Source organism: Legionella donaldsonii (assembly GCF_900452385.1).
Taxonomy (GTDB): Bacteria; Pseudomonadota; Gammaproteobacteria; order Legionellales; family Legionellaceae; genus Tatlockia; species Tatlockia donaldsonii.
In genome coordinates, this window is record NZ_UGOA01000001.1 from 2,776,894 (window position 1) to 2,791,927 (window position 15,034).

The window sequence follows — 15,034 nt, forward strand, 5'->3', positions numbered from 1 at the left end:
ATGAAAGAAATTATTCTGGCCACTGACAATAAAGGTAAAATTGCCGAATTAGAGGCTATTCTCGCTCCCTGGCATTGCATTTCTCAATCCACTTTAGGAATAAAAAGCCCCGAAGAAACAGGATTAAGCTTTGTCGAAAATGCCATTTTAAAAGCCAGGCATGCCAGTCGTTTGAGCAATAAACCCGCTCTGGCAGATGATTCCGGTTTGGTGGTGCCCATCCTAAACGGCGAGCCGGGAATTTATTCAGCACGTTATGCTGGTATTCATGCAAGTGATGCGGACAATATTGCTTTACTATTAACCAAACTTGGAGCAACAACAGAGCGAGATGCTTATTTTTATTGCACGATTGCCTTGGTGCAACACGCTAATGACCCCACTCCCATTATTGCCACTGGAAAATTACTTGGCAGGATTGCCAGTGCACCTGCGGGCGAACAGGGCTTCGGCTATGATCCTGTTTTTTACCTACCTAGCCACCAATGCACAGTAGCACAATTGCCTGCTACTATTAAAAATACGATTAGCCACCGTGCTCAAGCGCTGAAACAACTCCACTCTCAACTTTGATGTGACAAGACTATGGACGAGAATAACGACACCTTATTTCTGGAAGCTTACCAATTACAACGAGAAGGTAAACTTCCGCAGGCTATTTCTCTTTATGAAAAACTGCTGCAACTCGCCCCTAACCATGGACAGGCCTTACATTTTCTTGGTCTTGCCTATGCACAGCTGGGCGATATGGATACCGCTATTGATTTTTTACAACAAGCCTTGAGACTGCAACCTAACGATGCCAGTTTATACAATAATCTGGCCAATGCTTATAAAAATTCGCATCAACTGGATAATGCCATTCTTTATTACCAGAAGGCAATCCAACTGGCTCCTGACTACGCTCAAGCACAACATAATTTGGCTACCGTCTATGCCTTGCAAAATGACTACACGAAAGCACTTCATCATTACCGTCTGGCAGTTCATGCTGAGCCTGATTTTACTGCTGCCCATTTTAATTTGGGCTTACTATTACTTCAAAACAATGAACTAGCGGCTGCAAAAACGCAATTCAAGAATGTTTTAGCACTGCAACCCGACCATCTGGAAGCACTATTTTATCTGGGTGTACTCTATCTGGAAGCCAATTTACTGGAAGAAGCAGAGCAGGCTTTTGAGAACGTGCTCGAAGAAGACAAACACCATGTCCAAGCCTTAACTAACCTGGGTGTGATTGCACTCAAACGTGAGCAGGGTCAATTAGCAGTAAGTTATTTCACCAACGCGTTGGCTATTGATAATAATCATCTGGATGCCCGCAATAATTTAGCAGCGACATTCATGCACCATGATCGTTTTGAAAATGCGCTCATGCATTACGATGTGTTGCTGAAAGAAGACTCTAACAATATTGAGTACTTGTACAATTCCGGCGTTGCACAAATGGCTTTGGGACATTTAAGTGAAGCAACCGGTCACTTTGAAAAAATTTTAGAATTAAAGCCCGACCATTTTGCCGCACTTAATAATTTAGCCGCTATCTATATCCGACTTGAGGATAAAGACCATGCCCGTACTTTGCTGGAAAGAGCAGTTGCTGCCAATCCAGACGATAAAGCCAGCCAGCACATGCTTCATGCCCTTGCTACTGATGAATTAAACCCTCCGACCTGCCCAGAATATGCTTCTAACTTATTTAATAATTACGCCCTGTATTATGATCAGCATTTACAGGGTCAATTAAACTACTCGCTCCCCCAACAAATCGCTCAACTACTCCATCATTTAAATCTTTATAAATTAAATGAGGTGATTGATTTAGGCTGTGGGACTGGTTTAACAGGGGTCGTATTGCGCGAAATTAGCGAGCATTTAACAGGTGTTGATATTGCGGCAAAAATGCTAACCCAGGCACGAGAAAAAAGAATTTACGATAAGCTGATAGAAGCGGAATTAGAAATTTTTTTGAAAAAGAATAACCATCATTATGACTTAGCCGTTGCAGCCGATGTACTGCCTTATTTTGGAAAGCTTGATGAATTGTTTACTGTCATCGCCAACCGACTCAAGCCCGAAGGCCATTTTATCTTTACCGTCGAAATCTCCGAAGAGAAGCCCTGGCAGTTACAAACAAGTGCCCGTTTCAGCCACCATGTTGATTATATTAGCCAATTATGTAGTCAGCTCGACTTGCAGATCATTCAGCAGGAAAAAGTCATCGCCCGACGGCAGCATCAAGAAGCGTTACCTGTGATGCTCTTTGCCGTGCGTAAGTCGATTAAACTCTGTTAATATTAATCGATACCATTCTAATGGAGCGGGATTGCTCTCCCTATTAAACAGTATTCCTTTCTCCCTGTTTAGTAAGTTTAACAGTTACGAGACAACTAAATTCGCCCGACAACAGCATCAAAAGACTTTGTCTGTGATGCTGTTTATCGTGTAGAAATCGAAAACTACATAACAATACAGTTAAGCTGGTCTTCTGATTCCTCTGTGGGTAAAACGTCTTGAGGTGCAGGCCTTCTATGCAAGGGATGACGGCCAGAAAGAACTGTAGCGATGAGCAAGTTACCAAACAGTCTACTCACTGCTTCCACTTCCTCCCTCGCGTCTCTTTCTTCCACGGCCTTCGCATAAGCGGATTGTTCTTCTGGACTTAGCGTTGTTGCCTCTTCATAAAGCTCTTCTGTGCTGCTATTTTTATATTCCCTATAATAAATAGCAAATTTTTGGACGATTTCCTCGACTTCCTTTTTATCTACAAAAAATTGATATGTTTCACTCGCATGCTCCTCTGCTTGCTGCTGAGCAAACAGGTCATTGATGTATGCAGAAAAACGCTCTGGTGTAATTTCAGAGGCAAACTCACTGTGAGTATGCATAATTTCTGTCTCTTCTGCGTGGGTATGATCTTTCTTAATATGGGGAGCGTCTGGACCTCGTACCGGATCAACAATATAACCAGGCATTGTTGTTATGAAATGTGTTTCTAAATGGATCCAATTATCTCTCACTTTGTCAGCAGTGGCTTGGGGACCTGCGAAATATACATTTATCGTGTTTTTCACCGCTTGAATTTTAATTGATATGCCACTCGAAGGTTTGGCTAACTCTATATTAAAAGGCATTCCTTACTCCATTATTATTGTTGTTGATTTTTGATGACAATAACGGAGAAAAATTAAGGCAACCTTAAGAAGATCCGAGTAACAGCGAATTCTTTTATAAGCACTGTAGATAAATATCCTACAGTGCCAGACAAGATAATTAGAATGATACAACCAGATTTTTATTCACTAGTTGCAACTGAGTCTTGAATAAACTCTGAATTTGCTCAAGACTGGCTTTATCTTTCGCTTCAAAACGCGCTACCAGGCAAGGGGTTGTATTGGAAGCCCGTAATAACCCCCAACCATGGGCAAATTCAACCCGTAAACCATCTATAGTAATTACCTCCGCATCGGGAAATTTAGCCTGTTCACTGAAACGCTGCATGAAAGTAAATTTCTCTTCTTCAGCGATGGGAATCTTGATTTCAGGGGTATTAACGCTATTAGGAACAGCATCAAACTGCTCGCTCACTGTTTGCGAACTTGCACTGATGATTTCTAATAAACGGCAAGCGCTATAAAGTGCATCATCAAAACCATACCAGCGATCTTTAAAGAAAATATGTCCACTCATTTCACCAGCCAAAGCGGCTTGCTCTTCTTTCATCACGGCCTTCACGATCGAGTGTCCGGTAGGACACATCCTGGCAATACCACCTGCTGCGCGAATAACTTCAGCCAGATGACTTGAGCATTTCACATCATAAACAATGGTTGCCTCTTTATTGCGGCTTAAAACATCACGCGCATAGAGCATTAACAAACGGTCTGGCCAAATGACTTCACCCAAATTGCTAATGACTCCCAAACGATCTGCATCCCCATCGAAAGCTAAACCGATATCTGCCTGATGTTGTGCCACCATTGCTTTTAGATCAACCAGATTTGCTTCTATCGTTGGATCGGGATGATGATTAGGAAAACGGCCATCCACTTCACAATACAAGGGAATGACCTCACAACCTAGTGCGGTAATGACCTGGGGAATAATGGGGCCGGCAATGCCATTCCCACAATCGACCACTACTTTTAGACGGCGTTGCAGTTTAATATCGCTAAGAATACGATTTGTATAATCGTTCATGATATCGAAGGACTGGGCTTTACCAACACCATCCTGACGCGTACCTGCTGTCACCAACTCATAAAGCTGATCAATATCAGACTGTACGAGCGTTTTACCAGCCAACACCATTTTTATCCCATTATAATCTGAGGGATTATGGCTGCCTGTTACCATCAGGCCGCAATCTATACCCTCCTGAGTACAGGTTGCATAATACATCACCGGGGTAGCTACGGCACCTAAATCGACTACCGTAATACCACTCGCCAGAAGGCCTTCCTTTAACGCATTTACTAAATTGGCACTCGTTAAACGACCATCGCGGGCAACAAAAATTTTACTACGCTGCAAAGCATGCAAACGGCAGCTAATTGCACGTCCTATACTGTAAAAAGCATTCTCATCGAGTTGCTTACCAATAACACCACGAATATCGTAGGCTCTGAAAACAGAACGTTCAACCTGCCTTTGACTATAAGTCATTAATGTCTCCCGGAACTACCAAAGCCGCCTTGGCCACGACTACTTTCTGTAAACGAATCAACCACAGTAAAAGCTGCTCGTACCACGGGTAAAAAAACCAGCTGGGCAATACGCTCTCCTGGATTCACCGTAAAATGTTCCTGATTACGATTCCAACAGGAAATTTTTAGCTCCCCTTGATAATCAGAATCAATCAAACCAACCAAATTACCCAAAACAATACCGTGTTTATGCCCCAGGCCTGAACGCGGTAAAATAACAGCCGCTAAATTGGGATCAGCAATATAAATAGCAAGCCCTGTGGGCAGCAAAAACGTTTCTTGTGGCCCAATCTGCAAGGGCTCATCAATACAAACACGCAAATCTAACCCTGCCGAACCCGACGTTGCATAGCTGGGAAGCGGGATGCTGCTACCTACCCGTGGATCGAGAATTTTTACTTGAATGGCTTGTTCCATGGTATTCCCCTAATTTTTAATGCCAGCATTTTGAAGATTTGCTGCCAGAATTGCAATAATTTGCCCTGCAAGTCTGGTTTTATGGGTCAACGGCAATTCGGTTTGTCCTTTTGCAGTCAACACGGTGACCTGATTGGAATCGCTATCAAACCCTAAGCCGCCACCGACTTGATTCGCAATGATCATATCAAGTTTTTTAGCACGCAATTTGTCTTTCGCGTGCTTGATAACCTCTGTCGTTTCAGCGGCAAAGCCTACCACATAGGATGCCTTACCACTTGCTGCAACTGCCGCAAGAATATCCGGATTAGCCTTGAGATGAAGGGTTAGTTCTTGTTTATCCTGCTTTTTAATTTTCTCTTGCGCCGGTGCCTGCAGACCATAATCTGCTACAGCAGCCGTAGCAATAAAAATCATGCCGGTCTGCAAGTGGTGCATCACGGACTCATACATCGCTTGTGCGGAATCAACGCAATCACATAACACACCAGGAGGTGGCACTAAAGAAGTTGGTCCAGAGATTAAAGTAACCTGAGCACCCGCTAAACAGGCGGCTTGTGCAAGGGCATAACCCATTTTCCCAGAACTATGGTTACTGACATAACGCACTGGATCAATAGCTTCCCGCGTGGGGCCCGCTGTAATCAACACATTTTTACCTTGTAATAGTTGACTCACCTGCTCTAAGCGTAATGCATTGATAATATTATCTATTTCACTCAAACGTCCAAATCCTTGTTCGCCACAGGCCTGTGAACCTTCCTCAGGACCTACCAAAATAACACCCCGTTGAGCCAATAGTTCGCAATTAGCTTGTGTAGCAGGGTGTAACCACATACTTTTATTCATGGCTGGACAAACAATAACCGGTGTTTCTGCTACCAAATACAGCGTCGTTAATAGATCATCAGCAAGTCCGTTCGCCATCTTCGCCAGACAATTGGCAGAAGCGGGAGCGATTAACAGGTAATCAGCCCAGCGCGCTAACTCAATATGCCCCATGGCACGTTCCGCTTGCTGATCAAACAAGTCAACACGGACATCATGACCACTCAAGGCTTGTAAGGTTAGCGGTGTTATAAATTGCTGTGCAGATTCTGTCATAATGACACGAACCTCTGCTCCCAAACGGCTCAATTCACGCACCAGATAGGCCGATTTATAAGCAGCAATCCCTCCGCAGATTCCAAGAACAATTTTTTTATTGGCAAAATCTTGCATGGCTTTTATTTTTTGATCAGAATATCTGCGATCAAACCACAAACCTCGCCATAAAGGAATAACAATAATGAGTGGCTCTCGACCAGCACAGCCATTGCGCTTGCGTGAAAAACTATTAACTCAAGGGGTTAAAAGCCTCTCCGATGCCGAATTACTGGCTGTTTTTATCAGTTCGGGCAATAATAAAAAAAACTGCTTACAACTCGCGTTTGACTTAATCCACCATCTAGGCGATTTACGCGCTATACTCAACGCCGATCACCATAGCTTCAAACAAATCCAAGGGCTGGGGCTGGTACGTTATCTGCAATTGCAGGCAATTCAGGAGATCTGTCGGCGCAGTGATTTTATCAGCTTACAAAAAAATATTTCGCTAACTGACTCTTATCAAACCTACACTTATTTGAAACGGCAATTGCGCGATAAAAAAAATGAAATCTTCGTCGCCTTGTTTTTAGATAATCAGCATCGAATCCTTGCTTATGAAGAATTATTTTCAGGCACAATCAACACAGCGACTATTCATCCCCGCCCTATTGTTGAACGCATACTTAAACTCAATGCTGCAGCGTTAATCCTGGCCCACAATCACCCATCCGGTATATCCGATGCCAGCCCGCAGGATAGAGAAGTGACAATCCGTCTATGCCATGCCCTGGAATTAGTCGATGCTCGCCTGGTGGATCATTTAATCGTTGGTGATAATGAAGTGTATTCCATCATGCATGGAATGAAATGGTGTTGCCACTAAGAAACAAATTGTGTCAATTTATAGTATCAATATAAGCACATAGTTATAAAAAGGGCGTGGCTATGCTAAAAACACCTGAAGCAAACATTCATCTTGTTGCCGCCAATTTAAATGATTACCCAAGACTGCAGAATCTGGCGCGATTTTACGTCTACGACATGTCGCGATATTGTGGCTTCTTGCCCGGCTGGGATTGCCCTGAAACTGGCCTTTATGAATGTTATGATTGTAAAAAATACTTTACTGAAAAAGAACGCTATCCCTTCCTCATCCGCGTAGATAAAGAACTCGCCGGTTTTGTATTGATTAATAAAGTGGGCACAACGCCGACTATTGACTGGAACGTCGGTGAGTTTTTTGTCATTGCGAAATTTCAACGCCAGGGAGTAGGCCAGCAGATCGCCAAACGACTATGGCAGCAATTTTCAGGACACTGGGAAGTGGCTGTCATTCCGCAAAATAAGCGGGGATTAAATTTCTGGCGCAATACGATTGGTGAATTTAGTAAAAACCAATTTAGTGAAACGGTAACACCAGTATCCTACGATCTTACTAACCCACGTATTATTTTTCATTTTATCGCCAAGGAAAGAAATGAATAAAAAAGTTTTACTTGAGTACTAATCCCTCTATTATGTAACTTACTGATTTCACCCGTGTTAACTTAAGATGAATGGAGTGCATCATCATGGCTGAGGATATTCTGGATGTATTGGTGGTTGGTGCAGGACCTGTGGGTTTGTTTTGTGCTAATGAATTAGCCCGGCATGGTATGCGTTGCCGAATTATCGATAAAAAAGCGGGATTAAGTGATAAATCCAAAGCGCTGGCGATTCATATCCGCACCCTGGACGTTCTGGAGGACTGTGGTTTTATTGAAGAGGTTTTAGCCCAAGGCCTAAAAGTCGAAGGGGTTTTACTTAAAGCACATGGAAGATTGCTGGTCGATGTTAATTTCTCTCTTGTAGAAGGCGATCGCCATTATCTGATTGACCTGCCTCAGGATAAAACAGAGCAAATATTATACGAAGAACTTATGTCGAAAGGGTTAAAAGTGGAATGGCAAACCGAGTTAACTGGCATTGAACCCGTTAACAATCATACCATCGCCACTTTAAAGAAGGCTGATGGCAGCAACGAACAGGTTAATGCCGCCTGGATTATTGCCTGTGACGGCTCTCATAGTACGCTAAGGCATTTGGTTAATGCCGATTTTCTGGGTTCCACTTATAAAGAAGTTTGGTGGCTTGCTGATCTTCTTATTGATTGGAATTTACCAGAAAACAAAATGGCTCTCTTTGTCACCCACCACGGGCCTATGGCAGCATTTCCAATGGGGAATAAACGTTATCGACTCGTCCTGGTTGCCCCCGAGGGCTCCACGATCAATGACACCCCTACTGTTCAGGATATAGAACACGCCTTTAAAGAACGTACCAGTGAGAGTGCCACTTTATCTAACCCGGTCTGGATTACACAATTCGGTATTCATCACCGGCAAATCCAGCAATATCGGCATGGCAGAGTATTTTTTGCAGGGGATGCCGCGCATATTCACAGCCCGATGGGTGGCCAGGGTCTCAATACGGGAATACAAGATATTTATAATTTGGTTTGGAAATTGGCCTTGGTAAAAAAAGGATTAGCGCACGACAGTTTATTGGATAGTTATCACAAGGAACGTTACCCCATTGGCAAAGAAGTATTGAAAAAAACAGACTTTCTGACCAAGCTGATTACTATCAGAAATCCTTTCCTTATCTATTCGCGTAATCTCTTCGTTCGTTTTATTACCTCTTTCAAGTTTGTTAAGCGTTACTTTACGCGGGATATGGCTGAATTATCCATTTCTTATGCCCAGAGCCCCATAGTAAAAATTTTGGGCATTCCCACGAAATTTAAAATTGGTGAATTTGCTCCAAATTTCTCATTCACAGATATTCACAGTAAAGAAAAAAAACAATTGCATCAAATGATTCAAGGAACGATGCATCATTTATTCTTGTTCGCCGGGCAAAATAAGAATCAATTTCCCGCTTTACTTGAAACTGCAGCTCTAATCAATCAGCAGTTTAAGGAAATCATCAAGGTTCATGTAGTGCTATCCGATTCCAATGAAGCACTCCATTTAGACTCCGTCTTAATCGATGACAATCAAGAAGTGCACCAACAGTTTGCCATTCAACAAACGACAGCTTTGTTAATTCGTCCCGACAAATATATAGGGTTGACACAATCACCGGTGAACAAAGATAGTTTACTCGCCTATATGAAAAACATTTATATGAGTAAATGAGACATGGTAATTAAAATGAACGGTCACTTTTTCCTCTGGCTAGCAAATCTAACCAGAGGATCTTAATTAGGACTAGGGTTTGTCTACTCACCTTGGGTATACTAAGAATATATATTGACTCACTCCTTCTAACCATTATGATGACTTTATTGTATCTTTGCTATTTTGCTGTTGGGTTACAAATTGTTTTTAAACCCAATCGCTTTGTAAAACTGCAATTCCTGGTTTGTTTGTTATTGACTACGTTTTGGTTTAACTATCACAGCCATCTGGTGCATCTATGATTACTCAAACCAAGATTCATCAATGGGGTAATTGTTTTGGCCTTATCCTGGTCTGTGCAGTATTGTTGTTCGCCTTTTATGATCAACTTTACAACCATGACTTACCCTGCCCGCTTTGCCTCTTACAACGAGCTTGCTTTATAGGTATCGGCCTTTGCTTGTGTATGAATCTCACAACGGGTATTAAAATTACGCATTATGGGTTAATGACCTTAACATCGCTTCTGGGGCTTGGTATTGCCTTACGTCAAATTTTTCTTCATGTTGCACCGGGTGATTTAGGTTATGGATCTCCTTTACTTGGCTTATATCTCTACACCTGGTCTGCGATTGGTTTCGTTGTCATTATCGGTGTAATTGCCATTGCTCAATTATTTGAACATGCATTTTTAGAAGACAACAACGCACCTCCCAGTCGCTGGCTTTATCTACTAATGGGCTTTTTCCTGCTCTTGATTCTTGCTAACGGAATCAGTACATTCATCGAATGTGGCCCTTTTGTCTGTAAATCTAATCCACAACATTATTACTTACTGGATACAATGGCCTAAACCTCTGTCAGGGAAACAATCATGCGTCTTTTAGCTTGCCTTTTCTTTCTTGTCTGTTCCTGCTGCCTCCAGGCAGACACAATGGACCATTATATGAATATCTCTAATAATATCCCGCAAATGGAGATGAAGGCTGATCCGCAAGCCCAGGCTTGGGCGAGATCCGCACGCAATGTGTTAATCATTGCTAACGAAAGCATTGCTGAAACCTTAATTCAAGCGAACGAAGCAGCGAAAAGCCATGGTAGAGCCTTGTTTTGTCTTCCTCCCGGGACAACTTTAAACGCCATTACCCTCAATGGCATTATTCTGCAAACGTATCGTGAAATCTCCAGTCAACAAAGTGATAAAGATAAAATGACTGTTTCGCAAGTAGCCTGGTTAGGAGTCACCAAAAATTATCCTTGCCCTGCTCAAACAGCCCATGATAATCAAATGCAACACATGAGTGAGCTCTTAGCCCATTAAAACAGTGGTTTATTTAAGTTTTTGAAAAAAGGAGTCAGCGTTTAAACAATAGTTAAAAAGTGAGGGGACCATGGGCGTTTTATCGCATAAGATGCAAGAACAACAACCACTAGGCTTTACTGAGAAATTCCCTGTACCAGCAGCCCTGGAAGATGTCTTTAACAAACTTGTTAAAGCCCTCGCGCCGCTCCAACATCCAGCGTCCCAAATTATCTTTAGCGTCGATTCTTTTGATGAATCACTGGCTGAATTAGGCGTATACCAAAACGACAAATTTATAAAAAAACTTGAGAAATATAGAGGTACCCCGAATATAAAAATTTGTCATATGCGCCATTATTCCACTCTTGACGCAGCTCATTGGCATGCCTTATTTGCTGAAACAGATAAGAGTGGGGCATTTATAAGAATTGTTGCTACGGATTCCCGAACCAATAGTTTAGGCGAGGGGATCACCGCCCAAAAAGATATTACTAAATATGCTTCTCTATACGGTTTTAACGTTGAATTTATAAAGGGGGCACAACAGCCTTTTTCAGTAAAAGCCTGTTGGTTATATGCTTTGGCCAATCTAGCCTCTTTTGCTGCAACGGGCCGTGAATATAAACCGCGAACGCCCCATCTCGGTAAGGAATTAAGCGAACTCATTGAAACAAGGAAAGAATTAACTTTTTTTAACACTGGAACGTCGAGCAACATGGCAGTTCCAACCCCAGTTGAAACGAATTACCCATTCTCTTGGGAAAAAGGGGGAGGAAGTGGTCTCATCATGCTGGCTGTGCTCTTGCCGTTAAGCCTACCAACAAACCTGTTCATTCTTGCCACTGGTATCACCCTTGCGCTATTAGGAGCCGCCTTATTGCTTATAGATTTTTACAACGGAGTTAAAGAAGAATCGTCCACACTTTCGGAATTCTTGCTTTAAATACCAGCCTTCAAACACTGAAAGCTGGTTGATTAACCTAATTACTAAACTCTTCAAACGCCTCCAGAGCTTCAGCAGCGTACATTAATGATGGCCCCCCTCCCATATAAACAGCCATGCCTAAAGTTTCCATCAATTCTTCACGAGTCGTTTGCAATTTCACTAGCGCCTGGGAATGAAAACCTATGCATCCTGGGCAGCGATTAGCAACTGCCAAAGCCATTGCAATTAATTCTTTGGTCTTTTTATCCAAAGCCCCATCTTTTGTCGCTGCCTGTGCCAACGAAGAAAAGCCTGCCATCACTTCTGGCATTTCCTTACGCATTTTAGCCAATTGCGTACTAATTCCTTTCGTTATCTCACTAAATTTTTGTGACATTTTTACCCCCTTGGTAGATTAGAGCGTGACAAACAGAGAGAATTTTATACCATGCTCGCAAGTTGAGGACAATCAACCAAGCGAAAGAAACAAAATAATTATATATTTCGCCAGCTTGAGTGCTTATCCCTTGGTATTCGAGTATCGCAGCGGAGCATACCCATAAGTCTGTGAGCAGCGAAGCACAGAAGATCTACAAAAACAACAAGAGCCAAGACAGTAGAAATAAGGAAGAACCAGCTACATTTCGCTAGCTTGAGTGCCTGTGCCATGATCTTCGAGCATTGCAGCGGAGCATACACATAAGTCTGTGAGCAGCGAAGCACAGAAGATCTACAAAAACAACAAGAGCCAAGACAGTAGAAATAAGGAAGAACCAGCTACATTTCGCCAGCTTGAGTGCTTGTGCCATGATCTTCGAGCATCGCAGCGGAGCATACATATAAGTATGTGAGCAGCGAAGCACAGAAGATCATGGCACAAGTGCCAAGATAGTAGAAAGGTCAGAGTGTCCTAGTGAAGGGCCATGCTAATAAATACTAATAACAATAACAACGCATAAATCTTTCCATATAAGATATCGGGCATAATTTTACTTAAATAGCCTCCTATCTTTACCCCCAAAGTGCTACCAATAAAAATACCGAGTACTGCGGGCCAATAGATATAACCTGTACTATAAGGTGGAAGATGGGTTTCCTGAGAGCCTGCCAATGCGAAAATAATACTCCCTACAACGCCACTTGGAATAGCCAGGGCATTCGCTAACCCGGATACCTTATTCATCGGGACACGATAATACCTGAAAAAAGGCACAATAATTACACTGCCACCAATTCCCAACAGTGAAGCAATCGTACCCGTTATCAGACTTAATATTCTTAAAGTGGTTTTACTTGGTTTTCTTGCTACGGATGAATCTTTTTTAAAAAACTCCTGTTTAATTGTGCGTAATAAAACCAATCCTATTAAAGTCATAAAAATATATCTTAACCATTGGGAATCGATCATACTTGCAGTGGATGCACCGAAAATGGCACCCAAAATTAACAAAGGCAGCATTTGCTTGAGTAAGGGAATGTCTAAATTTTGGCTACGAAAGTGCAACGCTGTGGTATACACCATATTGATTAACATCAGCATAAGGGAAGTACCAATCGCAACATGCATAGCCAAGTCTATCGCTACACCGTGTAAAGGTAAGAGCCAAAATAAGATAGGGACAACCACAAAGCCACCACCAAAGCCAAACAACATGGCTAGTAAGCCTGTAAACACACCGACAAAGAGATAAATTACAATCATACTGTATGATCCTTGACTACTTTACGCGTTTATGGTCAACTCAGCCTGTCAATTTAATGAACAATTCAATGCTTTTGCGTTCTTGATTATCAATGATTTAAATGAGGGTGTATATATGGGTAAATTAACCGCTGCTACTGCTCCTGCTGAGGTACTTGATCATCTGAGCTCTTTCTTCGATACACGAGCAAAGGTTTTGGCCGGGGCTGTCTGCCACCACTGGCGTAACTCAATTCCTCCTGTGCAGCGCCTGTTTATCCTTGGCTCCCCAGTATTGGTGCAAACGAAAGAAAGAGAATGGCACACCCCTCTCGCAACAGAAATAGAACAATCTTTTGCCAAAATCCCCGAAGACGGTTTCATGGTTTTCCCCAGTGCAGAAGATGCTTATTTATACGCGCATAATGCTTTTCATCGTCCCCAAGATAACCCCAACTATAATGACGGTATCGCCGGATCTGGCGTTGTACAACAGTCTTTTTTAGTTTCTCGCTCCACTAGATATGATTCCCCTCTCTATCATCCAGTCGTTTTTGAGATTGCTTTTGATAATAAAAAGCGAATAGAAACCGAATGGCATCCATTTAATTTTATGAATTTGGGGGGTGAAAGTAGAACTATTTTGATGGGTCAAATCAAAAATACTAACTGTAAAAAAAACCTCACCATTCTTTCTGCGCGGGTAGCTATTGAATCTATCGGCCCTCAAAAACTTCCTGAACCGGTTATTTTGCACGACTCGAAAGCAGAAAAAGATCCTGGAAGAAACATTAAAATAGAGGAACAAAAATCGCAAAAAGGACAGTGTAGATTTATGTAAGTTTCTATGAAGCTGAACTGAGATTCAGCTTCATTCAGATGAAGTTAAACAAAGATTTCCTGTAAAAAATTAGCCATCGCCTGGAGAGCACGGCGTTCTGCTTTAGCATTATAAATTGTACCTAATTGCGTATCATGTGCATGTGGATTAGTAAAAGCGTGTTGGGTATGGCCATACATATGCACTTGCCAATCGACTTTGGCCTCTGTCATCTCCTGACAGAACTCATCGACTTGCTCAGGCCGAACCATCGGATCGTCATAGCCGTGCAGAGCCAGAATTTTAGCGTGGATAGGATGACTAGCCAGCTTTTCTTCCGGCTTATTTAATAAACCATGAAAGCTAACTACCCCTTTTAATTCAGCCCCACTGCGGGCTAAATCCAAGGCACACATACCGCCAAAACAGAATCCTATTACCGCTATACGGTTAATATCTACCTCGGGCATGGCGATTAATGCATCATAAGCAGCACGAATACGTTCGCGAAGTAATCGACGATCATTGGCTAGAGGTTGCATGAGTCCCATTTTTTCATGAGTACTGGCTCCTACGCGCCCATGTCCGTACATGTCCAAAGCAAAACCAAGATATCCCATCTCAACAAGCATTTGAGCTTTTTCACAGGCAAATTCATTACGCCCGCTCCAATCATGAGCGACTAAAACTGCCGGCCGCGGTTGATCATTTTCATCATCATAAGCAAGAAAACCATGTAACTCCTGTTCACCATGATGGTAAAGATAATTTGATGTATGCATAACCAGTCCTTTTTCTCTCATTGTTTACAGTCTAAATTGATATTGGCAAATGTCCAGTACCTGATTGTTAGTTATCCGCTTTCCACTATTCAATCTGTTAATTTAAATACTCAATTATATGCTCTCATCTGGCTCATTCTGTGCTTATAC

At 42.3% G+C, this 15,034-nt stretch carries 17 protein-coding genes; 10 read left to right on the plus strand and 7 right to left on the minus strand.

What is annotated here, in order from left to right:
• Together rdgB and DYC89_RS12580 are read left to right on the plus strand one after the other, a co-directional pair.
• Nucleotides 1–573, plus strand: coding sequence for an RdgB/HAM1 family non-canonical purine NTP pyrophosphatase (rdgB, locus tag DYC89_RS12575; protein WP_115222097.1), 573 nt, complete (start codon nucleotides 1–3; stop codon nucleotides 571–573).
• Between the two features lie 12 nt (nucleotides 574–585).
• A complete protein-coding gene (locus DYC89_RS12580; RefSeq protein WP_115222098.1) occupies nucleotides 586–2,295 on the plus strand; it encodes a tetratricopeptide repeat protein in 1,710 nt (569 codons plus the stop codon).
• A gap of 164 nt (nucleotides 2,296–2,459) precedes the next feature.
• Here the strand turns inward: DYC89_RS12580 and DYC89_RS12585 are convergent, their stop codons facing one another.
• The 4 genes from DYC89_RS12585 to coaBC all read right to left on the minus strand — a co-directional run bounded on the left by DYC89_RS12585 (nucleotide 2,460) and on the right by coaBC (nucleotide 6,344).
• Nucleotides 2,460–3,134: a hypothetical protein gene (locus tag DYC89_RS12585; RefSeq protein WP_115222099.1), complete on the minus strand. Its 675-nt coding sequence runs from the start codon at nucleotides 3,132–3,134 to the stop codon at nucleotides 2,460–2,462.
• 139 nt (nucleotides 3,135–3,273) lie between these two features.
• Nucleotides 3,274–4,665, minus strand: a complete 1,392-nt coding sequence (locus DYC89_RS12590; RefSeq protein WP_115222100.1) for a phosphomannomutase/phosphoglucomutase — start codon at nucleotides 4,663–4,665, stop codon at nucleotides 3,274–3,276.
• Nucleotides 4,665–5,123: a dUTP diphosphatase gene (dut, locus tag DYC89_RS12595; protein ID WP_115222101.1), complete on the minus strand. Its 459-nt coding sequence runs from the start codon at nucleotides 5,121–5,123 to the stop codon at nucleotides 4,665–4,667. Before dut ends, DYC89_RS12590 begins: the two co-directional genes overlap by 1 nt.
• Nucleotides 5,124–5,132: 9 nt before the next feature.
• A complete protein-coding gene (coaBC, locus tag DYC89_RS12600; RefSeq protein ID WP_115222758.1) occupies nucleotides 5,133–6,344 on the minus strand; it encodes a bifunctional phosphopantothenoylcysteine decarboxylase/phosphopantothenate--cysteine ligase CoaBC in 1,212 nt (403 codons plus the stop codon).
• Between the two features lie 67 nt (nucleotides 6,345–6,411).
• Here coaBC and radC point away from each other — a divergent pair, with 67 nt between their 5' ends.
• From radC to DYC89_RS12630, 7 genes are all read left to right on the plus strand, one after another.
• Nucleotides 6,412–7,095, plus strand: coding sequence for a RadC family protein (radC, locus tag DYC89_RS12605; RefSeq protein ID WP_115222102.1), 684 nt, complete (start codon nucleotides 6,412–6,414; stop codon nucleotides 7,093–7,095).
• Between the two features lie 62 nt (nucleotides 7,096–7,157).
• The gene (locus DYC89_RS12610; RefSeq protein ID WP_220271777.1) at nucleotides 7,158–7,697 is read left to right on the plus strand and encodes a GNAT family N-acetyltransferase; all 540 of its coding nucleotides are present in this window, start codon (nucleotides 7,158–7,160) and stop codon (nucleotides 7,695–7,697) included.
• A gap of 86 nt (nucleotides 7,698–7,783) precedes the next feature.
• Nucleotides 7,784–9,391, plus strand: a complete 1,608-nt coding sequence (locus DYC89_RS12615) for an FAD-dependent oxidoreductase (protein WP_115222103.1) — start codon at nucleotides 7,784–7,786, stop codon at nucleotides 9,389–9,391.
• Nucleotides 9,392–9,531: 140 nt separating this feature from the next.
• Nucleotides 9,532–9,675 (plus strand): DUF5993 family protein, encoded by a 144-nt coding sequence (locus DYC89_RS16960; protein WP_412754602.1) that lies wholly within the window; start codon nucleotides 9,532–9,534, stop codon nucleotides 9,673–9,675.
• Entirely contained in the window at nucleotides 9,672–10,226 is a 555-nt protein-coding gene (locus DYC89_RS12620; protein ID WP_115222104.1) for a disulfide bond formation protein B, read from the plus strand. Before DYC89_RS16960 ends, DYC89_RS12620 begins: the two co-directional genes overlap by 4 nt.
• Before the next feature lie 21 nt (nucleotides 10,227–10,247).
• The gene (locus DYC89_RS12625) at nucleotides 10,248–10,694 is read left to right on the plus strand and encodes a phosphatase (RefSeq protein WP_412754598.1); all 447 of its coding nucleotides are present in this window, start codon (nucleotides 10,248–10,250) and stop codon (nucleotides 10,692–10,694) included.
• A gap of 70 nt (nucleotides 10,695–10,764) precedes the next feature.
• Nucleotides 10,765–11,619, plus strand: coding sequence for a hypothetical protein (locus DYC89_RS12630; protein WP_115222105.1), 855 nt, complete (start codon nucleotides 10,765–10,767; stop codon nucleotides 11,617–11,619).
• A 37-nt stretch (nucleotides 11,620–11,656) separates the two neighbouring features.
• On the opposite strand, the gene DYC89_RS12635 is transcribed toward DYC89_RS12630, so the two are convergent.
• Both DYC89_RS12635 and DYC89_RS12640 read right to left on the minus strand, forming a co-directional pair.
• On the minus strand, nucleotides 11,657–11,998 hold the full coding sequence (locus tag DYC89_RS12635) for a carboxymuconolactone decarboxylase family protein (RefSeq protein ID WP_115222106.1): 342 nt from the start codon (nucleotides 11,996–11,998) through the stop codon (nucleotides 11,657–11,659).
• A 513-nt stretch (nucleotides 11,999–12,511) separates the two neighbouring features.
• Complete coding sequence (locus DYC89_RS12640) at nucleotides 12,512–13,303, minus strand: sulfite exporter TauE/SafE family protein (RefSeq protein WP_115222107.1); 792 nt, start codon at nucleotides 13,301–13,303, stop codon at nucleotides 12,512–12,514.
• Nucleotides 13,304–13,385: 82 nt separating this feature from the next.
• Here DYC89_RS12640 and DYC89_RS12645 point away from each other — a divergent pair, with 82 nt between their 5' ends.
• The gene (locus DYC89_RS12645) at nucleotides 13,386–14,123 is read left to right on the plus strand and encodes a hypothetical protein (protein WP_147285509.1); all 738 of its coding nucleotides are present in this window, start codon (nucleotides 13,386–13,388) and stop codon (nucleotides 14,121–14,123) included.
• A 44-nt stretch (nucleotides 14,124–14,167) separates the two neighbouring features.
• Here the strand turns inward: DYC89_RS12645 and DYC89_RS12650 are convergent, their stop codons facing one another.
• The gene (locus DYC89_RS12650) at nucleotides 14,168–14,884 is read right to left on the minus strand and encodes a dienelactone hydrolase family protein (protein ID WP_115222109.1); all 717 of its coding nucleotides are present in this window, start codon (nucleotides 14,882–14,884) and stop codon (nucleotides 14,168–14,170) included.
• Nucleotides 14,885–15,034: the final 150 nt, after the last annotated feature.